We start from the raw sequence: 25,588 nt of genomic DNA on the forward strand, positions 1-25,588 counted from the left end.
TAAAACTCTTACAGCCCCCTGGAACGAATGGACAACAGAAAGTCCGATGTCAAGTCCGCCGGACTCTTGCGCATGCCTTCCGACTCTTTGTCCGACTGGGTAAACAGGTCGGGGAAACGTTTCAGGAGCCAGCGCTCCTGGGCTTTGTAGCGGTCTGTGTGCAGGGAGGACCAGAACATCAGCTTATCCAGGTTTCTGGTGGACACTGCCCTTATCATGGACTCATGTTCCTCAATGGAGTTCTTCATGAAATTTTCGTCCGCCATCAGGGCCAGCAGACGTATCCTTTTATAGTTGCTGCATTCTCTTTCGATCACGGACAGACAGTAGTCTCTGAATATCTCTGAAAAAAACAGGGCGTGAAATTCTTCATCCGCGTCAAAAAAGCGCCGGATGTCCTTGGCGCGGTACTGCTCCTTTTGCTCCAGGATGCAGTTTTCCATGCGAAGGATAACGGACGGGGAAAACATGCCGATAAAGTCCCTGAGAACATTCTCCTCAATGGAGCGGTGGACAAAACGCTCGTTATCGATCCGGTCCAGATCCAGCTTTGATACAATGCTTCCCCTGTGGGGCAGAACCGTGATCAGATCTTCCTGTTCCAACTGAAGAAGGGCCTCCCGGCCAGGGGAACGCCCCACATCGTAGAGCCTGCATATATCCTTAATATTAAAGAACATACCAGGCTTTAAACGCAATTTCACAATGTCATCTCTTAGAATTGAATAAATATTCGTATCTTCTTTTATAACTGGTTCAGTGCCCATATCTCACTTCCAAATCCTGATTTGCCGCAGCCATAAGATATCTGGTATAGATGTATGGCGAAAACGCCACATCGGACATCAGCTTTGAAAAATGGATGGCGCCGATCTCACTGGCAGCTTCCACCTTTCTGCAGCATGGTATCATACCCAGGAACCGGCCCGGTACGCGGACGTTCCTGGTGTAGATGTCCGGTGTACATTCCTCGATCACATGGTAGAGCTCATGCCAGCAGACAATCTCCCGCAGCTTTTGCCTACGGGAGATATCTTCGGGCATGTGGACTTCCATATAATGCTCTACCATGGATATAAGGGTCATATTGATCCAGACAGTTTTGCTGTCCGGTTCCATTAATCCCATGTATAAGAATGCGGCCATAGGTTCGCGGCCGTCATCCTTAAGGTCAAAACCCATCCTGCCAAGACAGCTCTCCGGGGGCTGATCTCCAAAGCATCTTCTGATGTGCTCTTTCTGCAAAGCGGCTTCTTGCATACTTTGTTTAATTATAATTGATTTCTGCATAGAAGTCAAAGGTCTGGCCGCAGAATCTTTGGACAGCAGCAGGCCGTACCAGTATTCATCGGGGTAATTATCCATGGTCCTTCTCCTTGTAACAAAAGGCGTCTGTGATCAGCCCAGAGCATTTTTTGCCAGCACAAGTATGATCTCATCGGAGGGGGCCCTGTCGGAAAGCTCTGCTTCTATAAGCCCTGCCACCTGTTTGTATTCCGGAATGCCGGAATAGTCGATCACTCTTGAGCCGCAGATGACATACACGTCCGGATTAATGCGGACTTCGGAGGAAAAGTTGGAGGAGGCATCCCATATCTTTTTGAGATTTTCGCCGGATTTTTCCATAGTGGTGGTCAGGCAGCTTCCATCGGAGCGCTGGATTTTTACAAAGCCTTTTTTATCAATTACCCGGAGCTGGTTTTTATTGCCCTGCCTGCAGGTGGCCACAAAAATCTGTCCGTTGGTCGCTTCCAGGTTTACCTTGTCCTCGGCCACGCCCATGGATGCGGCTGCTATGCTGATAGCTTCCTTCTCATCGCAATTTTTCATCAGATCAGTGGTCTTTACCTCGGTGGATCCCATGGCAATGGCCGTCACTTTCTGAGCCTGCTCATCGATTTCCACATAGACTTCTATGCTGTCTTCCACTGCACCGGAGTTCATGGCCATTTCCTTTGCCTCCTTTTTGAGCTGCGCAATGTCCTGGGCAGAGGGATTGGGCAGGGTGCGCTCAACCATTTCCCTGACCATGGCAAGAGCTACCCCAATGGAGGAGATGACTTCTGCATTTTCCGGGATCTGGTATTTAAAGCCCATATCATTGGCCGTAAAGGTGAGCAGAGTACCGGCGCCGCCTCCGGCTCCCACCAGCACGATCTGGTCACGCTCTATTTTATATTTTGCGATCAAATCTTCAATTACGGGTTTGATCTTGTCTGTGGATTTCTGGAGAATGGCTCTGGCTGTATCCTCCACGGACATTCCCACTTCATCTGCCAGGAGCTTGATAGCCATCCTGGCGGAGTCCTCATTGCCGCAGGCATAGTCTCCCTCGGCCAGGATTCCCAGGACATTGGCGGCGCACGTGTTGGTAATGGTAACGGATTCCCCGTTGTTTAAGCGGATGGCAACATAATCATCCGGATCATTTTCCCGCGGCTGCATATGGTAGAGCGCGGCTCCCTCCAGCAATGAAGGATCGGTAAAGCAGGCGTAGCCCATGTTTGCAATATGGGCGGACCTGGGTCCCACATCCGTGATGCCGTTCTTTCCGGCCCTCACCATGGAACCTCCCGCCACACCCAGCACACGCACATCCAGTGAGTTGACATAAGTCCGGTGCCCGCCTATGATGGCATAGTCAACAGCGGGGCGTCCGTTCTTGATCACGCCGATATTGGTGGAGGTGCCGCCTACCTCAAAGTAGATACCATTGGATGCCCTGAGGTACATCAGGGCTCCGATCACCGATGCGGCAGGGCCTGAAAGCATGGTGAGCACGGGCCGCTTTTTCATCTCATTGACTTCCATGACGCCGCCATCGCCGCGCATGATCATTAGAGGCACATTAACGCCTGTGGAGCGCACCGAGGATTCGGTGCTGTTGGCTGTTTCCATCATTTTTGGAAGAATACTGGCATTGAGCGCAGCGGTCCGGGTCCTGGTGGTCAGGCCGTAAAGCTTGGTGATGTCGGAGGCCATGGAGGAGGGAAGCCCCATCTTATCCGCGGTTTCGGACACCAGCTTTTCTTCGGACATGTTATCCACGCCAAAAGCCTTGGATGCTACAATAACCCGGTCGCCCTGGTTGTACATGTCCTGGATCAGTGCTCGGACGGAATTTTCATTCATGTCCTTTGCCTTGATAAAGTGTGAATCAATATGGATGAATTTGCCTGTTCCCAGGTCAATGTCGGGAATCTTTGTCTGGCGTTTGGTGAGAAAACTCTCCAGGCCGCCTTTTCCAATACCGATCACTCCTACTTTGGCAACATCGCCCTCCAACAGGGCATTGGTGGCCTGGGTGGTGCTGTGGGCGATAAAAATCACTTCATCCGGCTGTATATTATTTTCCTCCAGGCATTTCTGAAAGGAATCCACCACTCCTTTGGCCACGCCTTCTTTGGCAAAGTGGGTCGTCATAACCGACCCTTTTCCCACGATCCGGTTGGTACTGTTGTCAATGGCAACAGCTTTGGTGTGAGTGCCGCCCACATCGATTCCGATTCTGATTGCTCTTTTTTCCATTATTCAGTGACGTCCCTTCTTAAATAATGCTGTATGTAAAGTAACCGACTATCTGTATTGCGATAAAGGCGATCCAGCCCCATGGCAGGTTTGTCTTGATGTAGGTTTTTGGCTCCAGTTTGGAGTAGCTGAGGGCCCACATGGTCCAGGACTGCGTTGGGCAGGCTGATGCCACGATGGAAACCGGCGGAACCAAAAACAGCATGAACAGGTACGGTTCTGTGAAAATACCCATGGCCTGCAGGATGGATGCAAGGGCAATTCCTGAACCCCAGATCATAAGGGGGCCTCTGAACAGGGCCAGGGGAGCCAGGATGCAGAACAGTACAAGCAGTACAAGGGGAGACTGGGGGATCAGTCCGCCCAGCAGATTCTGCAGGATGGGGGCCACTTCCTTGGCGGCTGCCTGGAAAATATTAACCCCATACAGCATTCCGATCAGTAGACCGGAGTCGGCAACACCGTCATACAATGTTTTCTGTACCTTTTCCACGGCAGCGGAGTAGCTTGAAAGGTTGCGTGTGAAAAGGAGTCCCAGAAGAATGCCCAGCAGGAAAGCCGGTACGGGCTGCCATTTGAAAAAGGATACCATGATAATGGGAACAAAGGGTACCAGGATGCAGTAGAAGGGAAGCTCCTGGGCATCCACGGATACGGGAGCGGCAAATGCCCTGGTCTTATTCTGACGCATGAAGTTAAAAACAATAAAGGCGATCATAACTACAATGCTGATGATCGTGGCGATCACTGCAAAGTGGATGTATTTATTATCGTACTGTATATTGGGGAATACGGCAAAAAACTGGCTTACATATGCGATATTCAGGTACATGCCGGATGCAACTGCCAGCATGTAAGCGCCTACGGCTGCCTTTTTGTCAATTCCCACAGAAAACATGATCGGCAGAACGATCATACCAATGGCCATAACAGAGCCCACACCGAAGGCGCTGCAGAAGATCAGGGCACATACAATGTTTAACAGCAGGGCTGTGACCAACGGCTTGTCGCCGGCAAATTCAACGGTTTTTTTGATGATATAGCCTGCGATCCCGGTATCCACCAGAACCCGTCCGAACCAGGCGCCGAACACAATGATCGCTATGGTTTTTCCGTAGCTTTCAACTGATTGTTCAAATACAACATTTACCACTGTTTCCAGGGGCACCAACCCGATGATACACCATAAAACCGCGGTTGTGATAAAACCGATCAATAGATTTCCACCTTTAAAGCAATATACGATTAATCCGATAAACGTGATCAACAGTAAGATGCCGGCAACCATATCTGCCATAACTTTTCCTCCTATTTTCCAATATGCAATTGTTTTGTAGTAACTGGCCATGTGCTAAAGTGATATACCACTTACTATATATTACAACTGATATACCGGTGTGTCTATTCATGTTTTGCACTAATATAAAGTTTATTTTTGTGCAATTAGCAAATAAATCGTGAAGAAAATGTTAACTTTAAATCAAAATATGTACATATATCATAGCAAAGATGAGAAAATAAGAGCAGATTGAATAGATGAAAATACGGAAAAAATGGAATATCATTAAATAAAAATGGACAAGTGATATACCACTATGAGGCTAGGGGATGAGAAGGAAGCATAAAAACAGGGCCATACCATTAGGTAAGGCCCTGACAGGATAGGGAGAAGCTTAAGCTTCCATTTGTTTTAAGATACTTCTTGCCACGCTGATACCGTTAGCGGACGCCTGCTGCAGTCCGCGTGTGACGGATGCGCCATCGCCGATGGCCCGAAGGCCTTTGATGCTGGTCTCAAAATCTGTGTTCACTACCACCTTGTTGGAGTAGAATTTGACCTCCACGCCGTAGAGAAGGGTTTCATCACTGGCAATGCCGGGGGTCACTTTATCAAGGGCCAGGAGCATTTCCTTAATATCGGTCATGATGCGGTGAGGGAACACCAGGGACAGGTCCCCGGGTACTGCGTCCTTTAAGGTGGGAATCAGGTTGTTGCGGCAGAGGCGTTCCTCTGTGGTGCGGCGCCCTCTCTGGAAGTCGCCGAAGGTCTGCACCATGATCCGGCCGCCGCAGAGCATGTTGGAGAGCTGGGCAATGTGTTTGCCGTATTCAATAGGTTCATTAAAAGGCTTTGTAAAGTTCTTGCTCACCAGCAGGGCAAAGTTGGTGTTGTTTGTCTTGTATTCCTTGGACTTGTAGGCATGTCCGTTGACAACGGCCAGGCCGTTCTCGTAGTATTCCGTGGCAACCTCACCGGAAGGGTTGGTACAGAAGGTGCGGACCTTGTCGTCAAAGGTGGGGGTATAGTATACCAGCTTGGCCTCGTACAGGTTATCGTTCAGGAACTTCATGACCTCGTCCCTTACCTCCACGCGGACACCGATATCCACGGTGCCTACCTGGGTCTCGATCCCGTGGTCCCCGCAGATGTGTGAGAACCAGTCTGAGCCTTCACGGCCAATGGCAGAAACGATCTCAGGGGCGTAGCAGGTCTCATCCTTGTCTGTGAGAACTCCCTTTACCCTGTCTTCTTCTATGATAATATCCTTGACCATGGTGTTGAATTCCATGGTAACGCCCTGGGCCAGAAGATGTTCCTGAAGGCGGGTATAGATCTTATATCCTTCTTCCGTTCCGAGATGGCGGATGGGACACTCAATCAGCTTTAAATTGGCATTGATGGCCTTGCGGCGGATCTCCTCGATCTCTTTCTGCTTGTCCAGACCGTAGACATTGGTGTCAGCGCCGAATTTAAGGTAAATATTATCGGACTCCTTTAAGAGTTCAATGGTCTTGTCATAGCCCAGGATCTCCGGCAGGTTACCGCCAACGTCCGGTGACAGGGACAGCTTTCCGTCTGAAAATGCACCGGCTCCCGCGAAACCTGTGGTGATGGAACACGGTTTACATCCAACACATACCTTGGTGGTACGCTTGGGGCATACGCGCTTTTCAATGGGGCGTCCTTTTTCCACCATCAGAATCTTCATGTCCGGTTTTTTCTGGATTAACTCGTACGCGCAGAAGATGCCGGAGGGACCTGCGCCAATAATGATCACGTCAAAGTTCTTGGTTGGATTCATAGAAAAACTCCTTTCGCTGTGTAACTTCAGGGCATTTTTAATATGCCCTAACATAAAAAAAGCCAGTATACAAAATAGAAGCATGTAGTCAACTATTCCGGTAGCTGGTAGAAACGTTCATCCGATTATGAACTTATACAGGCATTGCAACGGTTTTAGTTTAACATAGATTGAGTGGATATGCAAGGGCAGAACGCCCAAAAATTTTGGTCAAATCACAAAGAACACAAAAAATATTTAGGCATCATTAAAAAAATTGTATCTATAAATTACAAAAAATTGTGCATTTAGCATAATTAAACTGGTGTTGCCATGTTGACAACTTGGCTGCCATGTTGTAAAATATGTGTACAAGATGAGAAGAAAAGACTTGATGAAAAAATAAGATAAAAATGAGATGAGAAAAAGGAGCACATATTTATGAAACGGATAATAATTGATGCGGATACAGGCGTGGATGATTCCCTGGCTATCCTATACGCATTGAGGTCACCTAATTTCCATGTGGAGGGGATCACCACATGCTTTGGCAATAATAATGCGGAGCAGTCCGCAGACAACTGCCTGCGCCTGATCCGGCTTTCAGGCTGCGGTTATGAGGTGCCGGTGGCCGTGGGCTCCAACGAATCTCTGGACGGCGTGTTCGACTCGGCTCCCGCCCACATCCACGGGGATAACGGGATCGGCAATGTGGAGCTGCCTGAGAGCAGCCAGAAGCCGGTGGACGAGACTGCCTGGGATTTTATTATAAGAAAGGCCGGGGAGCTGAAAGATGAGCTGACCATCATCACAACGGGGCGGATGACCAACCTGGCCCGCGCCCTGGAGAAGGATCCTGAGCTGCCCTCTAAGGTAAAGAAGGTGGTGGCCATGGGCGGAACCCTGAAGGAACCGGGTAATGTGAATCCCTACGCAGAGGCCAACATCCACGGGGATGCAAAGGCGGCTGACCGGGTATTCAGGGCCGGATTCAACCTGGCCCTGGTAGGGCTGGACGTGACCATGAAGACATTTATCACGGACAGGGATGTAAAAAATCTCTGTACCTACTGCCGGGAGGAGTGCAGGGCCATTGCGGATTACATAAGGGATGTTCTGAAGTTTTACTTTGAATTCCACCGGGTATCCATGGGCATGGCGGAGGCATGTGTGGTCCACGATCCGCTGGCCGTACTCATCGCCGAGGACCCGTCACTGGGAGTGTTTCGCATGGTCAGGGCCGGAGTGGAATATGAACATGAGCCGTTTCGGGGCATGATCAAGACGGACACGGGATTTGTGCCGGTTCTGGACCGGGAGGAGATTGCGGTGTGTGTGGAGGTGGATTCCGAGAAAGCGGTCCGAAGGCTGTTTTCACTGTTTCAGGACATGACGCCGGGAAGATACAACAGGAAGTAAGAGCATTAAGATGGATTAACATAAAATAAGAAAAGGGAGATGTGTTATGGGAAAAAAAATGATGCACATTGCACTGGAGGCCGGGGATGTGGGAAGGTATGTGTTTCTTCCGGGAAGCCCGGAGCGCACGGAGAAGATCGCGGCATACTTTGACAATCCGCAGGAGATTGCCTACAACAGGGAGTACAGGACATTTGTAGGTGAGCTGGAGGGCGCCCGGGTGGCTGTGACCAGCACAGGGATCGGCGGCCCGTCTGCGGCCATTGCTGTTGAGGAGCTGCATCAGTGCGGGGCGGATACCATGATGCGCGTGGGCACCTGCGCTTCCGTATCACCCAAGGTGTCGCTGGGGGATGTGGTAATCCCCAACGGAGCCGTGAAGATGGAGGGGGTGAGCCTTCACTATCTGCCGGTGGAGTTTCCCTCGGTGCCGGATTTCCATATGCTTAAGTGCATTGAACAGGCGGCTAAGAACCTGGATTATCCCTACAACGTGGGCGTTACCATCACAAAGGCGTCCTTTTACACACAGACTGAGCCGGAGACAAAACCCGTGGGACCGGAGCTTATGTTCAAGTGGTCCGCCTACGAAAAGGGAGGCGCCACCTCCACCAGCATGGAATGCGCGCCCCTGTTCGCCATTGGCTCCTGCCTGGGGATCCGGACCGCATGTGTGATGGCCAGCGCCACTAACTGCAGGAATTACAGTGATAACGGCAGGAATACGGAAATTGACATTGAGGACAGGGCGATCCGGACCGCTATCGAAGCCATGAGGATCATCATCAGGAATGATAAGGAGATGAAGTAGTTGATGGATTATAAGGAAATGCCTTTGTTAAAGGAAATGAATATTCCTTATTACGTACAGATTTATGATATTATTTACCAGCTGATCCAGGAAAATGTGCTGCAGGAGGGGGATACCCTTCCGGGGGAGAATATTCTGGCCGAGTACTGGAACGTGAGCCGCAGCACGGTGCGCATGGCAGTGCGGAAACTGGAGGAGGACGGCTATATCTATAAGATGCAGGGCAAGAAGACCATGGTCACGGGCCAGCTGGCCAGGAACAAGGATGGGCTTCAGCATATCTCCAATCCCTGTATCAGCAGCTGCATCGATACCATAACAAAGGTGGAGGCAGTGATCAGCGTGCAGAATGGCGGACGCCTTATAGGGGATCTGTTGGGCTACAACGGCAAGGTATTCACCGCAGTGGCCGTGGATATGAAATATTATGTGGGGGAAGCATACGTGGCCTCCTCTGTGGCCATTATACCGGTGCTCCGCCTGGAGCAGGAGGGGATCGCCATTGATGAGGAAGAAAAACTAAAGGACCTGGCCCTTTCCGGACTATATAAGCGCGCAGGACGTTCCAGTCTGTCCATGAGCGCGGTGGAGTGGACGGAGGAGGTGGCGGACCAGCCCCAGAGCCCGATCATTATAGTTATGGATGAGGTGCTTTATGAGGATGAAGCTCCCCTTGCCTATCACAAATACAGGATGGACAGCAACTGGTACCGGTTTACCCTGGACCGCAGGCTGTAAGATATGAAACCTTCTGCTTTTTAGCAGTTTGTTGATAACAAGTTAAACATAGGAGGATATGGAAAATGAAGAAAAGGATCGTAAGTACCGTACTGGCGGCCGCGATGGCCGCATCCATGCTGGCAGGCTGCGGATCTTCAGCAAAAGAGACAGCAGCTGCTGCCGGGAAGCAGGAACAGTCAGGGGATGCCGCTGCCGAAAAGGACAAGGCGGAGAGCGCGGATCCAGCGGACGCGGATGCATCCGGTAAAAAGTTGAAAGTGGTATATCTGTGCAACGGCAACCTGGGAGACAAGGGATTTAACGATTCCGCCGCCAGCGGTATGCAGATGCTGGCTGACCAGATGGGAGCTGAGGTCAAGACCATTGAGATGGGCAGGGATGAGACCAGCTATGAGGGCAACTACCTGGATGTGTCCGAGCAGGATTGGGACATGATCGTATCCGGTACATGGTCTGTGAAGGAACTGGCTCAGGATATTGCCTCCCAGTTCCCTGAAAAGAATTACCTGATCTTTGATGTTTCCGTTGACAGGGACGTGGTTACGGACGGCAATATGATGGGAGTTAACTATTACTCCAACCAGGCAGCATTCCTTTCCGGCGTGCTGGCTGCAAAGATGCTGGATTCAGGGGATGCCAAGATCGATGCTTCCAAGAAGATCCTGGGATTTGTGGGATCCATGGATACATCCAATATCAACGATTTCCTGGTAGGTTATCTGGAAGGCGTTCAGTATGTGGACCCTGAGATCAAGGTAGTGACCTCCTATGTGGGTTCCTTTGAGGATGTTTCCAAGTGCATGGAAATGACCACCCAGCTGTACAACCAGGGAGCCCAGGTAGTATATGCGCCCGCGTCACAGTCCATCCTTGGCGCTGTAACAGCAGCCCAGAAGTCAGACAAATATCTGATCGCCTGCGATCAGGACCTGTATTCCGAGTTAAAGGAATCCGATCCCCAGCTGGCAGCCAATGTTATTTCCTCCAGCTTAAAGAATGTGGGAGAATCCATTTACACATCCGTTAAAGCATGGTCGGAGGGAACCATGACGCTGGATCAGGATTATATCCTGGGCCTGGACAGCGGCGCTGTGGGCCTGGCTGAGAACGAGAATTATAAGGCAATTGTTCCTGAAGAGATTCAGAAATTCATCGATGAGACAGAACAGAAAATCATCAATGGCGATATCGCGGTCGGCACTGCATTTGACATGTCAACAGAAGACGTAGCAGCTCTTCGTGATGGCATGAAGCCATGATTTAATTAACACTGAGGCTGCGGATGCGCAGCCTCTTTTTTCAGAAATAACAACTGTGGAATGATTCTGTGGAATGATGAGGTGCTGATTATGGCAGATGAAGCATTGAGAATGTCGCATATTGTGAAGATATATCCCAATGGAGTGATGGCCAATAAGGATGTGACATTGTCTGTTGATCTGGGAGAGATCCATGCCCTTTCCGGGGAAAACGGGGCAGGGAAATCAACTCTGATGAAGATCCTGTTTGGCGAAGAACAGCCAACATCGGGAGAAATTTTTATAAATGGAAAGCAGGTACATATGTCATCTCCCCAGATGGCGATCAAGATGGGGATCGGCATGGTGCATCAGCACTTTATGCTGGTGTCTTCGCTGACAGTTGCGGAGAACATTATCCTGGGTATGGAGCCCAGAAAGGGAGTTATGGTGGATCTGGCATATGCCAGGAAGCAGGTGGAGGAGATGGGCAGGAAATATAACCTCTATGTGGAGCCTGACAAGCGGGTGGAGGACCTGACCGTTGGCCAGAAGCAGAAGGTGGAAATCCTCAAAGCCCTGTTCCGGGGAGCAAAGATCCTGATCCTGGACGAGCCCACGGCCGTGCTTACGCCCCAGGAGACCCAGGAACTGTTTGAGGAGCTTTTAAACCTGAAGGATCATGGCTATACCATCATCTTCATTTCCCATAAGCTGCAGGAGATCAAGCAGATCTGCAACCGGATCACCATTATCCGCAGGGGGACCACCATGGGCGTACATGATGTTGAGACTGTTTCTGAACAGGATATTTCCCGGCTGATGGTGGGAAGGGATGTGATACTGGATGTGAAAAAGGATGCCGCCAAGCCGGGTGAGGCCCTGGTTAAGGTAAAGGATCTGGTGGTGGTGGATGAGAACGGAAAGCATGCGGTGGACCATGTATCCTTTTCCTTAAGAAAGGGAGAGATCCTTGGAATCGCCGGAGTGGAGGGCAACGGTCAGACGGAGCTGGTCCGTGCCATCACCGGCATGGGCGCTTACAGCCACGGTGCCATTGAGATAAGCGGACAGGATATCAAGGGATATTCGGTTGAGAAGATCAGGAACCTGAAGCTGGCCCATATCCCTGCGGACAGGATGACCATGGGCATGGCTCCCCGCCTTTCCATCACAGAGAATATGATCGCTGACAAGTTAGGCTGGAAGCGTTTCTTTAAGAAGGGTGTGAGGGATAAACGGGCGGTAAAGGAATACGGGGAAGAGATGGTAAAGCAGTACCTGATATTCTGCAAATCCCAGGATGTGGCTATTAACAGCCTGTCGGGAGGAAATATCCAGAAGGCTGTCCTGGCAAGGGAACTGTCCGGTTCACCCCAGGTCATCATCGCGGACCAGCCCACCAGAGGCGTGGACGTGGGTGCCACGGAGTTTATCCGCCAACGTCTGGTTGAGATGAGGGATGAGGGAAATGGGGTCATTCTTGTAACCTCTGACCTGAACGAAGTACTGGGGCTTTCCGACAGCCTGATCGTCATGTATGAGGGAAGGATCGTGGCCTATATCAGCGACACTTCCAAGATGACGGAGGCCCAGCTGGGTACCTATATGCTGGGGATCCGGGTACAGTCCGAGGAAGAGATAAAGGAGGCACGGCATGAACAGTAATAAACGAATCAACCTGCTGGTGGATCTTGTGAAGCTGGCACTGATCATTCTCATTGCCTGTGTGCTGGTATCGGTCATTGTATTGGTTGTAAGTGATGACCCATGGACCGCCATAAGCAGTTTTTTCCTGGGGCCATTTACCTCACTGAGAAGGGTGGGGAATATAATTGAAGCAGCTTCCCCACTTATGTTTACCGCTTTGGCCGTGATCATCATATTTGGCTCAGGCCAGTTTTCCATGATTGCGGAGGGGTCCTTTTTTATCGGCATTACAGGCGCCATGATCGTGGCCATTGCCTGTAAGCTGCCGGGAGGGATCCATCCTGCGGCCGCGATCCTGTTCGGAGGATTCTGCGGCGCTTTGGTAGCCCTGGTCCCTGCGTTCCTGAAGATGAAGTGGAATGTGAGTGAGCTGGTCACATCCATTATGTTTAACTATGTGGTGCAGTTTTTTGCCATTTATATGGTGAGTTATCATTTCCGCGAGGTCAGCAGCTCCAGCCTGGCTTCCCTGGAATTTGAAAAGACCTCCAAGCTTCCGGTGGTCCTGGATGGGACCAGGATCCATGCAGGCGTTGTGCTGGGGATCGTGCTCTGTGTCCTGGTGTGGTTCTTCCTGTACCGCACATCCCTTGGGACAAAGCTGAGGATCACAGGCGACAACCCGCTGTTTGCAAAATATACCGGCCTTAAGGTGACCGGCCTTATGGTGGCGGCCCAGGTGATCGCCGGAGCCATTGCTGGCATGGGCGGCGGTGCGGAACTGCTGGGCATGTATAACCGGTTTAAATGGACCACAACTCCCGGATACGGGTGGACGGGTATCGTGGTTGCCCTGCTGGCCAGGAGCAATCCCCTGCTGGTTCCCCTGGCGGCCGCCTTTATCGGATACCTGAATGTGGGAGCTGATATCATGGCGCGCAGCAGTGATGTGGGCAGGGAGGTCGTGGACATCATCCAGGGTGTCATGATGTTCCTGATTGCAGCGGACGCACTGTTAAAGGGCTGGAGGCAGCATCTGATCGTAAAGGCTGCAAAAGCAGAGGAAAAGGAGGCAATGCAGGCATGAATTTATTGAACTTGATCCTTAGCACAGACTTCGTATATATGTGGATACGCGTTGCCACCCCCATTATTTTTGCCTCTTTGGGGGCTGTGATCTGTACAAAAGCAGGCGTGGTCAATCTGGGGCTGGAAGGCATTATGCTGATATCCGCCCTGGCAGGCGTGCTTGGAAGCGCCTTTGGGGGAAACCTGGTATGGGGCGTTGCGGCAGGTATGCTGGCAGCCGTTGCGGTGAGCGCGGTGTTTGCGTATTTCCACCTTGTTTTAAAAGCCAATAACGTGCTCTGCGGTACGGCTGTGAATACCATGGCTTCAGGCCTTACGGTATTTGTGCTTCAGCTGGCAACCGGGGAAAAGGGCAACTCCTCCTCCCTGAAGAGTTTTGCATTTCCCAACCTGGACATCCCTGTGATCAAGGATATCCCGGTGATCGGAAGTGTTCTGTCAGGCCACAATTCCCTGACCTATGTTGCGCTGGTCATGGTGGCTGTGATCTGGTTCTTTCTCTACAAGACACCTACCGGCCTTCGCATGAGGGCGGTGGGCGAGAACCCGGACGCTGCTTCCAGCGTGGGGCAGAATGTGGTAAGGATCCAGTTCCTGGCCATTGTCCTGTGCGGACTTATGACAGGGCTTGGAGGAATGTATCTTTCCATGGGTTATCTCAATATGTTTGTAAGGGATATGACGGCGGGACGCGGGTTTATTTCCCTGGCCGCCTGTTCCATGGGACAGGCCACGCCGGTGGGGGCGCTGCTTTCGTCCATGATCTTTGCGTTTTTTGACGGGCTTTCCAATATTCTTCAGGTACTTAAGATCCCGTCTGAATTTATCCAGATGCTCCCGTATCTGGCAACCATTGCAGGCCTTACGGTTTATTCCATACAAAAGTCAGCCGCGGCCAGTCGTAAGATAAAAAAATTAAAGGAGGTACAGGGCTGATGGCACTGGACAAAGAGAGTAAGACAGCAGGAAAGAAACAATATCACATCCACCTGAAACCAGGTGATATAGGCAATTATGTGCTCCTTCCCGGGGATCCGGCCCGTTCCGACCGTGTGGCACAGTATCTTGAGAATGCAGAGCTTGTGGCCAATAACAGGGAGCACAGGACATTTACGGGATATTATAAGGGCGTTAAGGTATCCGTTACCTCCACTGGCATGGGCTGTCCTTCTGCGGCTATTGCGGCGGAGGAACTGATGAATATTGGGGCGGAATGCCTGATCCGTATCGGAAGCAGCGCAGCCCTGCAGGAGGATATTAAGATCGGGGATCTGATGATCTCCACGGGTTCCATGAAAAACGAGGGGACCAGCCGGTTCTATGTGCCGGACTGTTTCCCGGCAGTTCCTGATTTTGACCTGACCAGGACCATTATTGACACCGCAAGGGAAATGCAGCCGCAGCTGTACGGCAGGGTCCATTATGGGATCAATGCCTCTGATGATGCGTTTTACGGGGAAACCCAGGAGTGGATTGAGAAGCTTTCCTCCCTGGGATGCCTGAATGTGGAGATGGAGAGCTCCGCGCTTTATACCGTGTGTCACAGAAGGAAGAAAAGGGCGGCCATGATCAGCGCTGTTTCCGGTAACCTGGTGACAGGGGAAGTGATCTACGAGACGGCCAACCAGGGGCTGGCAAGGGGCTGGGACGAGGAGATCAAAATCGTTCTGGAAGCAATTTACAGGTTTGAACAGGAACAAACGCAGCGCTGTACCGATGGTGCGGAGAACTAGAAAAGGAAGGTAAAGAACATGGGAGAACAAAAGACCATGCACCTGGATATCACTTCAGACCAGGTTGGCAAATATGTATTTCTGCCCGGCAGCGTGGAGCGGGCGGCCCTGATCGCAGAGCATTTTGATAACCCGGTTAAGATTGCCCACAAAAGAGAGTTTCTGACCTATACAGGCACTCTGGAGGGCGTGCCTGTGACCGTGACCAGCACGGGGATCGGGGGCCCTTCGGCTTGTATTGCCATTGAGGAGCTTCACTCCTGCGGCGCACACACCATGATGCGAGTGGGATCAGCTGCATCCACCTCCCAAAAGGTTAAGATCGGGGATGTGGTCATACCCAACGGCGCCGTGCGCATGGAGGGGACGGGCAACCATTACCTTCCCTTTGAATTTCCTGCAGTGCCTGATTTTGAGATGCTGAAGGCGCTGGAGACAGCGGCGTTAAAACTGGGGCATCCATATAATGTGGGGATCACCATCACAAAGGATTCCTACTATACAGAGGCTGAACCCGAGACAAAGCCGGTGTATGAGGAGCTTAAGTACAAGTGGGATTCCTATGTGAAAGGCGGAGCCACCAATACCAGCATGGAGTGTGCCGTACTGTTCCTGATCGGCGCGTCACTGGGGATCAGGACGTCCAGCGTGATGATCAGCGCCACCAACTTTGGGGAGTACTCTAATGATGCGGCTGATTATCCGGACAGATGGGAACAGAGGGCCATTGAGGTGGGGATCGAGGCCATGAGACAGATCATCCTTCAGGATAAGGAAAAAGGGATTACCATGTAATAATAACGCATTATGACAGGGAATATGGAATTACTGCATGAGATTATTGTATGAAAAGACTAAATGAGATTATTGTAAGGTTCCCGGAAGGCATCAGGCTTTCCGGGGACCTTTTTCTGTTAGGCGCCGCCTGTTCCGGAAAACCTCCTAAATATTAGAAAATTACCGTATTTCAGTAAAATTACCGAAATATAACTGAAAAATTACCGTTTTGATATGCCGCAATAAGTTTCCCACAGCCCAAAGAAAAATGATACATTTTAGGTAAATCAAATGAGAGGAGGCTGCATATGAAAATTTTAGCAATCACTGCCTGTACGGCCGGTATCGCCCACACCTACATAGCAAAGGAAAAGCTGGAAAACGCAGCAAAGGAATTAGGTGACTCGATCAAAGTTGAAACCCAGGGCTCCATTGGCGTTGAAAACGAACTGACACCGGAAGAGGTGAGGGATGCGGATGTGATCCTGATCTCCGCTGATATCCGTGTGAACAAGGAACGGTTCAAAGGCAAACCAGTGGTGGAGATTCCTATCAGCACGGTTATGAAATCTCCAAAGGGCGTAATCAACAAGATCCACGAAAAACTTGGCAAGTGAGCCAGGCTGATTGGTAAATACTGAAAGATGGGGGACTTTTAAATGGCAAAGAAGCAAAAATTCATGAAACACATTATGACGGGCATCTCCTATATGATTCCTATCGTTGTGGCAGGCGGTATCCTTGGGGCGCTGGCAAAGGCATTTGGCGGATGGAATATAGGAAGCGCTGTTGCAGCGGGTGCAACACCATTTTCAAACCTGAATCCATTTACATGGGCGGGGTTCTGGTGGGGCGTGAACAAATTAAGCTCCTACGCAATGGATTTTGCGGTTGCGGTGATGACGGCAGGCGCGGCCTACTCCATGGCCGGACGGCCCGGAATAGTGCCCGGCCTGATCATCGGCTATTGCTCGGCCCAGTCGAAGGCCGGGTTCTTAGGCGGCCTTCTCATGGCGTTTATTATCGGCAACTTTGTAAACTGGATGAAGACATGGAAGCTTCCCAAATGGTGTGAAGGGCTTATGCCGGTTATGTTTATCCCGGTGATCTCCACACTTGTCTGCGGCATGATCTTCCTGTGCGTGTTCTCCATTCCTCTGGCATGGATCATGGATGTGTTCCAGCAGTGGATCATCTCCCTGAACGGCGGCGCAAAATCCGTGATCGGAGCTGTGATCGGAGCCTGCATGGGTTTTGATATGGGCGGACCTGTTAACAAGACCGCGTCCATGGCAGCCAATGCCCTGGGGGCCGATGGAATCAACGGTCCCATGTGCGCGAAGATCATTGGCGGCATGACCCCTCCCATTGGACTGTTCATAGCAACCATGATCAAGAAAAATAAGTTCACCAGAACTGAACTGGAGACTGCAAAGACAGCTCTTCCCATGGGGCTTTGCTTTATTACGGAAGGAGTTCTGCCCTTTGCGGCGGCAGATCCTGCAAGGTTCATCCCGTCCAGTATGGCAGGCTCCGCTGTCGCAGGCGCCATTGCAGTTGGCATGGGATGTGAGTCCGTGGCTGGCCATGGAGGTATTTTCGTGGTTCCCATGATGAAGAATCCGGTATGGTTTTTGATCGCGCTTATCATAGGATCCGCGGTGACCGGCGTCATCTACGCCCTGATTAAGAAACCTTCCGATGATGAGACGGCCGGGCAGGAAGAAAACATTGACATTGACCTGGACATCAGGATCGAATAGCCAAAGGAATCAAGGTCAGGGCCCAAAGTTAAGGCCCAAAGTTAAGGCCCGCGGATAAGAAAGGACAGATCATTATGTTAGTTTCAATGAAAGCAATTCTTGAAGATGCAAATACAAATTATTACGGTGTTATGGCCATGAACAGTATTAATATAGAGATGGCCCGGGCCGGTATCATGGCTGCGGAGGAGGAGCATTCCCCCATTATCATCCAGTTTGGCCCCGGCCAGATGAAGAACCATGCCCATATGGAGGAAATGCTTCCGGTGGTGGAGGAACTGGCAAAAAGGGTGCACGTGCCGGTAGCCTTAAACCTGGATCATGGCAGCGACTTTTATGTGATCGTGGACTGCATTAACGCTGGTTTTACTAATGTCATGTTTGACGGATCCTCCCTGTCCTATGAGGAAAATGTAAAGAGGACCGCCATTGTCAGCGCCCTGGCCCATGGCATGGGCTGTTCCGTTGAGGGGGAACTGGGCCATGTGGGACAGGCAGCCGATGCGGATGATGACAACCTGGACCTGTACACAAACCCCGACCAGGCTCTGGATTTTGTGACCAGGACAGGGGTGGACGCGCTGGCGGTGGCCATCGGCACGGCTCACGGCGCCTATCCTAAAGGCAAGATCCCAAAGCTTGACTTTGAGCGTCTGCATCTGTTAAAGGATACCTTAAAAATGCCACTGGTGCTGCACGGCGGTTCCGGCTCAGGGGAGGAGAATCTGAAAAAGGCCGTTGCAGGCGGGATCAATAAGATCAATGTGTGCACCGATGCATGGCAGGCAGCCAAGGATGCCACCCTGAGCGCACTCAGGGTGGACCCTGAAATGGACTACATGCACTTGTGCATGGCGGCCGAGGCAGGGATCAAGGAGTTTGTAAAGGATTATATGAAGGTAATCGGTTCCAGCGGCCGTTACATTTATGGCAAGGCTGTGAGCAGGAGCAGCGAGTAATCACCAAAGAACAGGGAGTGCTGGATTGAAAGAGGAAAAGAAGGCAATAGACAACAACCGAATAATGAGGTGCCTTCTGGATGGAGGAAGCTATACCACTCTGCAGATCGCGGATCAGGTGGGGCTGTCTGAAAAGACCGTGAGGACCAAGGTTAGCCTTATTAACGACTGGCTGGAGGAGGAGAACCTGGGACGGATCGAGCGAAAGCAGGGAAAAGGCATATGGCTGGTAGCTGATGAAAACCAGAAAAAGTGTCTGAACCAGCTGCTTCTCACGGATCAGGAACTAAAGCCCGCCGCCTGGCAGGACAGCCGCAATAAACAGCTGATCGGAAAACTTCTGAAATTAAAGCCCGGTGAGACCACCACCCTGCAGCAGCTGGCCGACAGCCTGTATTTAAGCCCGCCTACGGTAGGCGGGCTCTTAAAGGATGTGGCGGAATGGTTTACGGAGAGGAGCCTTAGCATTGTTTCCATGCGCAGCAAGGGCGTGTGCCTGGAGGGGGATGAGTACAGTTTCCGCATTGCCATCAGGGATTATATGATGGAAATGATGCCGGAGGTGCTGGAGGCCCTTTTGGGAACCTTTGCCCCCGGGGTGGAAGTGACGCGGATCCGCAATATCATTGTGGATGCGGAAAATGCCTGGCGCATTGAACTGGCGGACAATTCTTTTAAAATGGTATGGATCATGACCTGTCTTTCACTGGCCCGCCGGAGCAAAGCAGGAAAGTTCCTCCAGGCAAAGGAGGAGAATATCCAGAATTATAATGAATACTCCTTTTCCGAGTCCATCTACCAGAGGATTGAGAAGGAATACAGGTCCCACACCTCAGAGGATGATGTGATGTTCCTGGCTTTGATGCTCCTTACCGCTAAAAAGCTTAAGAACTTCACGGATCTGAAAGGAGGGGACTATGCCAGGGCGTATGACAGAGACCTGGGGAATTTCGTGAATTTAATCATTGATACCATTGATTCCGTGCTGGATATTGACCTTTCCGGGGATGAACTGCTCTACGAGAGCCTGATGCTCCACATGCGCTCCGCTATTTTCCGGATGAAATACTCCACTGCCACCGGAGATCATATTAGCAAGTATGTTAAGAATGAATATAAGCAGACCTTTCTGGCCACCTGGTCCACCAGTAATCTTTTTGAAGAGTATTATGATGTGCAGGTGACCGAGGATGAGCTGGCCGGGATCGCGCTTTATATACAGGCGGCCATTATCCGGAAAAAGAAGGGACGGCCCATACGGGCCCTGCTCATCAGTGAACGGGGCATGGCCACCAGCCAGCTGACCAGCGAGATGCTCAAGTATAATATACCTGAGATCACAGACATAGAGGCTGCCAGCTGCCATGATTTCCGCCTTTCTAATTACCAGGATGTGGACGTGATTATTAACACATCGGGAAATGAGATCCATGATGAGCGTGTGGTGGTCCTGGAAGGGCATTTAAGGGAACAGGGGATCGAGGCGGTGCGCCAGAAGGTCAATCAGATTTTCTATTTCCGGAAAAAACAGGAATTTCATTTTAACAGCTTGTGTCATCAGCTGTTCGAGGTGGACCTGTTTTTGATCAGGCCCGGGGTTGGGGACAAAGACCAGCTCATTGCCATGATGGTGGAAAAACTGGTAAAAAAAGGGGATGTGACAGCCAATTACCTGGAGAGCGTATTTGACAGGGAACGGGCAACCACCACCAGCATTGGCCGCGGCGTGGCGATCCCCCATGGCAATATGACGGAGATCAATGAATCCAGGATCGTGGTTGCAATTTTGGACAGGCCCATCAGCTGGCACGGCGACATGGTGGATGTGGTGTTCCTGCTGGCTGTAAAAATGACATCGAAATTTGAAATAAAGAGGACAAAGCAGTTTTATAAGGATTTCCTTCAGCTGACGGATAATGACGATAATCTGGAAGCAGTGAAGAAAATGGGTTCTGCCTTGGACATCTATCAATATTTTATAAAATAGAGGGGAGATTTCAGAATATGGCTGTGAAAGAGATTCTGGATGATCGGGTGATCGACCTGAACATGGATGCAAAAAATAAGGATGAGGTGATCAGGCATTTGGCCGGGCTTCTGAAAAATGCCGGATACATTGAGGATCTGGAAGGATATGTGAGGGATGTGTATGTGAGGGAAAGCGAAGGGATCACGGGAATCGGCGGCCATGTGGCCATTCCCCATGGAAAGTCGGACCACGTGGACCATGTGGGGATCGCGGTGGGCCGCACCAGGGATATGATCGACTGGGAATCTTACGATGGGGAGCCATCACGCTTGTTTTTTCTCTTTGCTGTCCCGGCCCACAGTGACGGAGCCAAGGACCACCTGCGCCTTATTGCGGAGCTGGCCGGGAAATTGGGAAATGACAATACCATGAGGAGGCTGCAGACCGCGGTATCCTATGATGACCTGCTGGAGGCATTTTCATAAAGGAGACAAAGAATATGGCAGATACATTTATTGCACCCGGACGGATCATAAGCGGCAGACGGGCCCTGGACATGGCCGCAGATGCTGTGGCAAAGCTGGGCAAAAAGGCCCTGGTGGTGACGGATGATATCATGCGCCAGCTGGGGAATCTGGATAAGGTGACGGACATGCTTATGAAAGCAGGTGTTTCATATGCTGTTTTTACAGGAGTCAGCGGGGAACCGGATGACCGGATGATCCAAGCCGGCGTAGCTGTGTACCGGGAAGAAAACTGCGACTTTCTTGTGGGTTTGGGGGGAGGGAGCCCCATTGATTCCATGAAAGCCATTGCCATGATCGCGGCCTGGGGCGGCAGGCCGGCGGACTACATGGGCAGGACTGTTTGCGAGAAGCCGGCGCCCATGGCAGCTATCCCCACCACGGCGGGGACAGGATCGGAGGCCACCCAGTTCACCATTATCACGGATACGGCAACGCAGGTAAAAATGCTCTTAAAGGGACCGGGGCTTATGCCGGATCTGGCTGTCATCGACCCGCAGTTTACCATGACAGCGCCTCCTAAGATCACGGCAGCCACGGGCGTGGACGCCCTGACCCACGCCATTGAGGCCTATACTTCCAAAAAGGCCCAGCCCCTCAGCGATATCCTTGCGCTGTCTGCCTGCCAGAGGATCTTCGGCCATTTAAAAAATGTCTGGGAGCACGGAGATGAGGAGGAGGGCAGGAACCAGATGGCACTTGCGGCCCTGGAGGCGGGTATGGCCTTTAACAACTCCTCGGTCACCATTGTTCATGGGATGAGCCGTCCCATCGGCGCCCTGTTCCATGTGCCCCATGGCATTTCCAATGCCATGCTTTTAAATGTATGCCTGGATTATGCCAAGGAAGGGGCGGCGGACCGTTTTGCCCATATTGCGGTCAAGTGCGGTTTTGGGAAGCCGGGAGACAGCTGCCGCGAGGCGGCGGATAAGCTTATGGAACAAGTGGAAACGCTTCTCAGGGAGATCCGGATTCCCACCCTGGCGGAATACGGCATACAAAAGGAGGATTTTATGAGGGCGATCCCCAAGATGGCTGAGGATGCCATGGCTTCAGGAAGCCCGTCCAATACCCGCAGGGATGTTACGGTTCAGGAAGTGGAAGCCCTTTACAGGAAGCTTTGGAAAAGGGAGGAAATGTAATATGGAATACCTTTCATTTGAGCAGGACAGGAAATATGACCTGATTCTGTTAGGCAGGATCGCAATTGACTTTAATCCCCTGGATTATTATAAGACACTGGCGGAGAGCGAAACCTTCCGCAAATATGTAGGAGGTTCGCCGGCCAATATCGCGGTGGGGCTTTCCAGGCTGGGAAAGAAATGCGGGTTTTTCGCAAGGGTCTCCCAGGACCGTTTCGGAGAATTTGCAGTAAACTTTTTTAAGGGGGAGGGGATCGACACCTCCCATATCAGGACGTGTGTAAACGGGGAGAGCCTGGGGCTTACCTTTACAGAGATCCTGAGCCATGATGAGAGCAGCATTCTCATGTACCGCAACGGCATCGCGGACCTGGCCCTCTGTCCGGAGGATATTGACGAGGACTATTTAAAGGAGTCCAAAGCCATCCTGATCTCGGGTACGGCCCTGGCTGCCAGCCCTTCCAGGGAGGCGGCCCTAAAGGCAGTGGCCCTGGCAAAAAAGAACGGCCTGCGGGTTATCTTTGACATTGACTACCGCGCTTACAACTGGAAGAATGAGGATGAGATCGCCTTGTACTACTGTGCGGTGGCAAGGGACAGCGATATTATTCTGGGTTCCAGGGAGGAGTATGACCTGACGGAGCGCTTCCTGGGACTGGACGGTACGGATGAGGCCTCCGCGGCTTACTGGTGTGCGGGGCAGGCATCGGTCGTGGTGGTCAAACATGGCAGGGAGGGATCCACTGCCTATACCAGGGATGGAAATTCCTACTCCATCCGTCCCTTCCCGGTGGAGGCCCTGAAAGGGTTTGGAGGCGGCGATGGCTATGCCTCCAGCTTCCTCTATGGTATTTTTAACGGCCTGGAGATGATGGACTGCCTGGAACTGGGATCCGCCTCCGCCTCCATGCTGGTGGCATCCCACGGGTGCAGCCCGGATATGCCCACAGTGGAAGAACTGAAGGCATTTATCAAAAAGGAAAAAGAGCAATACGGCGAAATGGTGGCCAGAGTGGAGTGATCAGTATGGAAATGAGGAAGATCGGTAAAACAGATATACAGGCCGCCGCCCTGAACTGTTACAAAAAATCAAACGAAAAGAGGATACGACCATGAAAATTGCAGTACTGAATGAATTTAGCCAGGCACCTAAAAACGGGATCATCCTGAAGGAGTTAAAGTCTGTTGTGGAGCCAATGGGTCACCAGGTGTTTAATGCCGCCATGGAGGTTCCACTCACTGATCAGGACGTTCCGGAAGCATACACGCAGGAGAATCCGCGCCTGACCTACCTGCATCTGGGAATCATGTCCGCGTTGCTTTTAAACTCCGGCGCAGTTGACTTTGTGGTCACAGGATGCGGTACGGCCCAGGGAGCGCTGATGTCCTTAAACATGTATCCCGGCGTTGTGTGCGGCTACTGTATTGAACCCACGGACGCCTACCTGTTTTTGCAGATCAACAACGGAAACGCCCTTGCTATTCCATTTGCAAAGGGCTTTGGCTGGGGGGCTGAGATCAATTTAAACAATATTTTTGTCAAGGCGTTCGGATCACCTAAAGGAATGGGGTATCCGGACGGCCGCAAGGAGGCCCAGAACCGCAATGCAAACCTGCTGTTTGATGTAAAGAAAAAAGTTGCAAAGCCTCTTTTGGATGCCCTAAGGGCTTTGGATCCCCAGATGGTGAAGGAGTGTATGATCCCCAGATTTCTTGACTGCTTCTACGCAGGCTGCCAGGATCAGGAGATCAGGGCCTTTGTGGATGAGATGGCTGCCTCCAAAGGCGGGAATTAAGAATGGTGGAACATGTCGGGGAACACAGCCTTATAGGGCAGCCGGACCACGGGAGGATACGTCCCCTTAAAAGGGAGGAGATAGACCGTGTGCTGGACCGGATGACGGAGGGACTTCCTAAAGCAGGGAGGATCCTTCTGGTGCCGCCGGACATAACAAGACTGTATTCCTTTGCAGGGGTCATAACCTCATATTTATACAAAAAACTGTCTGTTGACGCCCTGGTTCGTATTCTTCCGGCCACCGGGACCCACCGTCCCATGACGCCCAGGGAGCGCTGCCTGCTCTTTGGCCGGGATATCCCGGACCACGCCTTTCTCATCCATGACTGGCGCAGGGATACGGTGGATATCGGAACCGTGCCGGGGTCTTACTGCGCTGAAGTATCAGCAGGCAGATATACAGGGGATATCTGCGCCCAGGTCAACCATCGCATAGTGGACCAAAGCTATGATCTGATTCTGTCCATCGGCCAGGTGGTGCCCCACGAGGTCACAGGGATGTCAAATTACACCAAGAACATACTGGTGGGACTGGGAGGGCCCAGGATCATCAATGAAAGCCATATGCTGGGCGCAGTCTGCAACCTGGAGATGATCATGGGAAACACCGACACGCCTGTGAGGGCGGTGTTTGACTACATTGAGGAGCATTTCCTGAAACAGGCGCCCCTTATGTATATCCTTACCGTAACCTCCCGGGCAAGGGAGGACACGAAGGTCCACGGGATATTCACAGGGGCCTCCAGGCAGGTATTTGAACACGCCGCATCCCTTGCCCGGAAATGCAACATAACATACCTGCCAAAGGCTGTAAAAAAGGTGGTGGCCTATCTGGAGCCGGAGGAATTCTCCTCATTTTGGGTGGGGAATAAGGCGGTTTACCGCACCCGCATGATGATCCGGGACGGCGGGGAGCTGCTGGTCATTGCTCCGGGCCTTACGAACTTTGGGGAGAATCCGGAGGTGGACCGGATGATCCGCAGATATGGTTACAGGGGGACGGAGCGCACCATGGAGTTGGTGAGGAAAGGGAACTTTGCCGATATGGCAATGGTCCCGGCCCATATGATACACAGCTCTTCGGAGGGAAGGTTTAAGATTACATACGCCGTGAACCCCAGGAAGCTGCCGCTCCGGGAGGTACAGGCAGCCGGGTATGGATGCATGGATGTGGCGGAGGCGCTGAAGCGATATCCTGTCACCTGTATGGAGGACGGGATGCAGAGGATGGAAGACGGGGAAGAGATTTATGTGGTAAAGTCCCCTGCCCTTGGGGTATGGAAGGCGAGAAGGGATTGAGACTCCCGGCGCGGCCATAAGGTCCGGTAGAACTGAAAATCTTATGATAATAATGGAGCTGTGCGTTGGGATATCCCGCGTCACGG

At 51.5% G+C, this 25,588-nt stretch carries 23 protein-coding genes and 1 riboswitch; of the genes, 18 read left to right on the forward strand and 5 right to left on the reverse strand.

Features of this window, described 5'->3' with window-relative positions; all coding sequences use genetic code 11:
• Positions 1-8: 8 nt before the first annotated feature.
• From HMPREF9469_RS18910 to HMPREF9469_RS18930, 5 genes are all read right to left on the reverse strand, one after another.
• On the reverse strand, positions 9-767 hold the full coding sequence (locus HMPREF9469_RS18910) for a GntR family transcriptional regulator (RefSeq protein ID WP_007865267.1): 759 nt from the start codon (positions 765-767) through the stop codon (positions 9-11).
• A complete protein-coding gene (locus HMPREF9469_RS18915) occupies positions 757-1,365 on the reverse strand; it encodes a hypothetical protein (RefSeq protein WP_007865269.1) in 609 nt (202 codons plus the stop codon). Before HMPREF9469_RS18915 ends, HMPREF9469_RS18910 begins: the two co-directional genes overlap by 11 nt.
• A gap of 33 nt (positions 1,366-1,398) precedes the next feature.
• Positions 1,399-3,528 carry a hydantoinase/oxoprolinase family protein gene (locus HMPREF9469_RS18920; RefSeq protein WP_007865271.1) on the reverse strand — a complete coding sequence of 710 codons (2,130 nt, stop codon included), beginning with the start codon at positions 3,526-3,528 and terminating at the stop codon, positions 1,399-1,401.
• A 19-nt stretch (positions 3,529-3,547) separates the two neighbouring features.
• Complete coding sequence (locus tag HMPREF9469_RS18925; protein ID WP_007865274.1) at positions 3,548-4,825, reverse strand: hypothetical protein; 1,278 nt, start codon at positions 4,823-4,825, stop codon at positions 3,548-3,550.
• Between the two features lie 376 nt (positions 4,826-5,201).
• A complete protein-coding gene (locus tag HMPREF9469_RS18930; RefSeq protein WP_007865276.1) occupies positions 5,202-6,611 on the reverse strand; it encodes an NAD(P)/FAD-dependent oxidoreductase in 1,410 nt (469 codons plus the stop codon).
• A 65-nt stretch (positions 6,612-6,676) separates the two neighbouring features.
• Positions 6,677-6,772: riboswitch (purine riboswitch) on the reverse strand.
• A 259-nt stretch (positions 6,773-7,031) separates the two neighbouring features.
• Between HMPREF9469_RS18930 and HMPREF9469_RS18935 the strand changes: the two genes are divergently transcribed.
• From HMPREF9469_RS18935 to HMPREF9469_RS19020, 18 genes are all read left to right on the forward strand, one after another.
• Positions 7,032-8,009 (forward strand): nucleoside hydrolase, encoded by a 978-nt coding sequence (locus HMPREF9469_RS18935; protein WP_007865298.1) that lies wholly within the window; start codon positions 7,032-7,034, stop codon positions 8,007-8,009.
• 46 nt (positions 8,010-8,055) lie between these two features.
• A complete protein-coding gene (locus HMPREF9469_RS18940; RefSeq protein ID WP_007865300.1) occupies positions 8,056-8,820 on the forward strand; it encodes a nucleoside phosphorylase in 765 nt (254 codons plus the stop codon).
• 3 nt (positions 8,821-8,823) lie between these two features.
• Positions 8,824-9,558 (forward strand): GntR family transcriptional regulator, encoded by a 735-nt coding sequence (locus HMPREF9469_RS18945; protein WP_007865312.1) that lies wholly within the window; start codon positions 8,824-8,826, stop codon positions 9,556-9,558.
• Between the two features lie 65 nt (positions 9,559-9,623).
• On the forward strand, positions 9,624-10,820 hold the full coding sequence (locus HMPREF9469_RS18950; protein WP_007865316.1) for a BMP family lipoprotein: 1,197 nt from the start codon (positions 9,624-9,626) through the stop codon (positions 10,818-10,820).
• Positions 10,821-10,910: 90 nt separating this feature from the next.
• Positions 10,911-12,467 carry an ABC transporter ATP-binding protein gene (locus HMPREF9469_RS18955; protein ID WP_007865318.1) on the forward strand — a complete coding sequence of 519 codons (1,557 nt, stop codon included), beginning with the start codon at positions 10,911-10,913 and terminating at the stop codon, positions 12,465-12,467.
• Positions 12,457-13,536 (forward strand): ABC transporter permease, encoded by a 1,080-nt coding sequence (locus HMPREF9469_RS18960; protein ID WP_007865321.1) that lies wholly within the window; start codon positions 12,457-12,459, stop codon positions 13,534-13,536. Before HMPREF9469_RS18955 ends, HMPREF9469_RS18960 begins: the two co-directional genes overlap by 11 nt.
• Positions 13,533-14,474 carry an ABC transporter permease gene (locus tag HMPREF9469_RS18965; RefSeq protein ID WP_007865324.1) on the forward strand — a complete coding sequence of 314 codons (942 nt, stop codon included), beginning with the start codon at positions 13,533-13,535 and terminating at the stop codon, positions 14,472-14,474. The genes HMPREF9469_RS18960 and HMPREF9469_RS18965 overlap by 4 nt, the downstream gene beginning before the upstream one ends.
• The gene (locus HMPREF9469_RS18970; RefSeq protein ID WP_007865327.1) at positions 14,474-15,271 is read left to right on the forward strand and encodes a nucleoside phosphorylase; all 798 of its coding nucleotides are present in this window, start codon (positions 14,474-14,476) and stop codon (positions 15,269-15,271) included. The genes HMPREF9469_RS18965 and HMPREF9469_RS18970 overlap by 1 nt, the downstream gene beginning before the upstream one ends.
• A gap of 18 nt (positions 15,272-15,289) precedes the next feature.
• Entirely contained in the window at positions 15,290-16,066 is a 777-nt protein-coding gene (locus HMPREF9469_RS18975) for a nucleoside phosphorylase (RefSeq protein WP_007865330.1), read from the forward strand.
• Positions 16,067-16,356: 290 nt separating this feature from the next.
• Positions 16,357-16,665 carry a PTS fructose transporter subunit IIB gene (locus HMPREF9469_RS18980; protein ID WP_002585778.1) on the forward strand — a complete coding sequence of 103 codons (309 nt, stop codon included), beginning with the start codon at positions 16,357-16,359 and terminating at the stop codon, positions 16,663-16,665.
• A 42-nt stretch (positions 16,666-16,707) separates the two neighbouring features.
• Positions 16,708-17,811 (forward strand): PTS fructose transporter subunit IIC, encoded by a 1,104-nt coding sequence (locus HMPREF9469_RS18985; RefSeq protein ID WP_007865340.1) that lies wholly within the window; start codon positions 16,708-16,710, stop codon positions 17,809-17,811.
• 74 nt (positions 17,812-17,885) lie between these two features.
• A complete protein-coding gene (locus HMPREF9469_RS18990) occupies positions 17,886-18,770 on the forward strand; it encodes a class II fructose-bisphosphate aldolase (RefSeq protein ID WP_007865342.1) in 885 nt (294 codons plus the stop codon).
• Between the two features lie 25 nt (positions 18,771-18,795).
• Positions 18,796-20,757 carry a BglG family transcription antiterminator gene (locus HMPREF9469_RS18995; protein ID WP_007865344.1) on the forward strand — a complete coding sequence of 654 codons (1,962 nt, stop codon included), beginning with the start codon at positions 18,796-18,798 and terminating at the stop codon, positions 20,755-20,757.
• A gap of 17 nt (positions 20,758-20,774) precedes the next feature.
• On the forward strand, positions 20,775-21,224 hold the full coding sequence (locus HMPREF9469_RS19000) for a PTS sugar transporter subunit IIA (protein WP_007865347.1): 450 nt from the start codon (positions 20,775-20,777) through the stop codon (positions 21,222-21,224).
• 14 nt (positions 21,225-21,238) lie between these two features.
• A complete protein-coding gene (locus HMPREF9469_RS19005; RefSeq protein ID WP_007865350.1) occupies positions 21,239-22,405 on the forward strand; it encodes an iron-containing alcohol dehydrogenase in 1,167 nt (388 codons plus the stop codon).
• Position 22,406: 1 nt separating this feature from the next.
• On the forward strand, positions 22,407-23,426 hold the full coding sequence (gene iolC / locus HMPREF9469_RS19010; protein ID WP_007865352.1) for a 5-dehydro-2-deoxygluconokinase: 1,020 nt from the start codon (positions 22,407-22,409) through the stop codon (positions 23,424-23,426).
• Between the two features lie 91 nt (positions 23,427-23,517).
• The gene (locus tag HMPREF9469_RS19015; RefSeq protein WP_007865359.1) at positions 23,518-24,201 is read left to right on the forward strand and encodes an RpiB/LacA/LacB family sugar-phosphate isomerase; all 684 of its coding nucleotides are present in this window, start codon (positions 23,518-23,520) and stop codon (positions 24,199-24,201) included.
• 2 nt (positions 24,202-24,203) lie between these two features.
• Positions 24,204-25,502 carry a nickel-dependent putative hexonate epimerase gene (locus HMPREF9469_RS19020; RefSeq protein ID WP_007865361.1) on the forward strand — a complete coding sequence of 433 codons (1,299 nt, stop codon included), beginning with the start codon at positions 24,204-24,206 and terminating at the stop codon, positions 25,500-25,502.
• Positions 25,503-25,588 lie beyond the last annotated feature (86 nt).

Origin of the sequence: [Clostridium] citroniae WAL-17108, assembly GCF_000233455.1 — a bacterium.
In the GTDB taxonomy this organism is placed as follows: Bacteria; Bacillota; Clostridia; order Lachnospirales; family Lachnospiraceae; genus Enterocloster; species Enterocloster citroniae.

Excerpts from the sequence above, each read along its gene's own strand:
- HMPREF9469_RS18920 (WP_007865271.1), bottom strand. The coding sequence starts at position 3,528 with ATGGAAAAAAGAGCAATCAGAATCGGAATCGATGTGGGCGGCACTCAC.
- HMPREF9469_RS18925 (WP_007865274.1), bottom strand. The coding sequence starts at position 4,825 with ATGGCAGATATGGTTGCCGGCATCTTACTGTTGATCACGTTTATCGGA.
- HMPREF9469_RS18915 (WP_007865269.1), bottom strand. The coding sequence starts at position 1,365 with ATGGATAATTACCCCGATGAATACTGGTACGGCCTGCTGCTGTCCAAA.
- HMPREF9469_RS19000 (WP_007865347.1), top strand. The coding sequence starts at position 20,775 with ATGGCTGTGAAAGAGATTCTGGATGATCGGGTGATCGACCTGAACATG.
- HMPREF9469_RS18965 (WP_007865324.1), top strand. The coding sequence starts at position 13,533 with ATGAATTTATTGAACTTGATCCTTAGCACAGACTTCGTATATATGTGG.
- HMPREF9469_RS18975 (WP_007865330.1), top strand. The coding sequence starts at position 15,290 with ATGGGAGAACAAAAGACCATGCACCTGGATATCACTTCAGACCAGGTT.
- HMPREF9469_RS19005 (WP_007865350.1), top strand. The coding sequence starts at position 21,239 with ATGGCAGATACATTTATTGCACCCGGACGGATCATAAGCGGCAGACGG.
- HMPREF9469_RS18935 (WP_007865298.1), top strand. The coding sequence starts at position 7,032 with ATGAAACGGATAATAATTGATGCGGATACAGGCGTGGATGATTCCCTG.
- HMPREF9469_RS19015 (WP_007865359.1), top strand. The coding sequence starts at position 23,518 with ATGAAAATTGCAGTACTGAATGAATTTAGCCAGGCACCTAAAAACGGG.
- HMPREF9469_RS18980 (WP_002585778.1), top strand. The coding sequence starts at position 16,357 with ATGAAAATTTTAGCAATCACTGCCTGTACGGCCGGTATCGCCCACACC.
- HMPREF9469_RS18990 (WP_007865342.1), top strand. The coding sequence starts at position 17,886 with ATGTTAGTTTCAATGAAAGCAATTCTTGAAGATGCAAATACAAATTAT.
- HMPREF9469_RS18940 (WP_007865300.1), top strand. The coding sequence starts at position 8,056 with ATGGGAAAAAAAATGATGCACATTGCACTGGAGGCCGGGGATGTGGGA.
- HMPREF9469_RS18960 (WP_007865321.1), top strand. The coding sequence starts at position 12,457 with ATGAACAGTAATAAACGAATCAACCTGCTGGTGGATCTTGTGAAGCTG.
- iolC (WP_007865352.1), top strand. The coding sequence starts at position 22,407 with ATGGAATACCTTTCATTTGAGCAGGACAGGAAATATGACCTGATTCTG.
- HMPREF9469_RS18955 (WP_007865318.1), top strand. The coding sequence starts at position 10,911 with ATGGCAGATGAAGCATTGAGAATGTCGCATATTGTGAAGATATATCCC.
- HMPREF9469_RS18945 (WP_007865312.1), top strand. The coding sequence starts at position 8,824 with ATGGATTATAAGGAAATGCCTTTGTTAAAGGAAATGAATATTCCTTAT.
- HMPREF9469_RS19020 (WP_007865361.1), top strand. The coding sequence starts at position 24,204 with ATGGTGGAACATGTCGGGGAACACAGCCTTATAGGGCAGCCGGACCAC.
- HMPREF9469_RS18930 (WP_007865276.1), bottom strand. The coding sequence starts at position 6,611 with ATGAATCCAACCAAGAACTTTGACGTGATCATTATTGGCGCAGGTCCC.
- HMPREF9469_RS18910 (WP_007865267.1), bottom strand. The coding sequence starts at position 767 with ATGGGCACTGAACCAGTTATAAAAGAAGATACGAATATTTATTCAATT.
- HMPREF9469_RS18970 (WP_007865327.1), top strand. The coding sequence starts at position 14,474 with ATGGCACTGGACAAAGAGAGTAAGACAGCAGGAAAGAAACAATATCAC.
- HMPREF9469_RS18985 (WP_007865340.1), top strand. The coding sequence starts at position 16,708 with ATGGCAAAGAAGCAAAAATTCATGAAACACATTATGACGGGCATCTCC.
- HMPREF9469_RS18950 (WP_007865316.1), top strand. The coding sequence starts at position 9,624 with ATGAAGAAAAGGATCGTAAGTACCGTACTGGCGGCCGCGATGGCCGCA.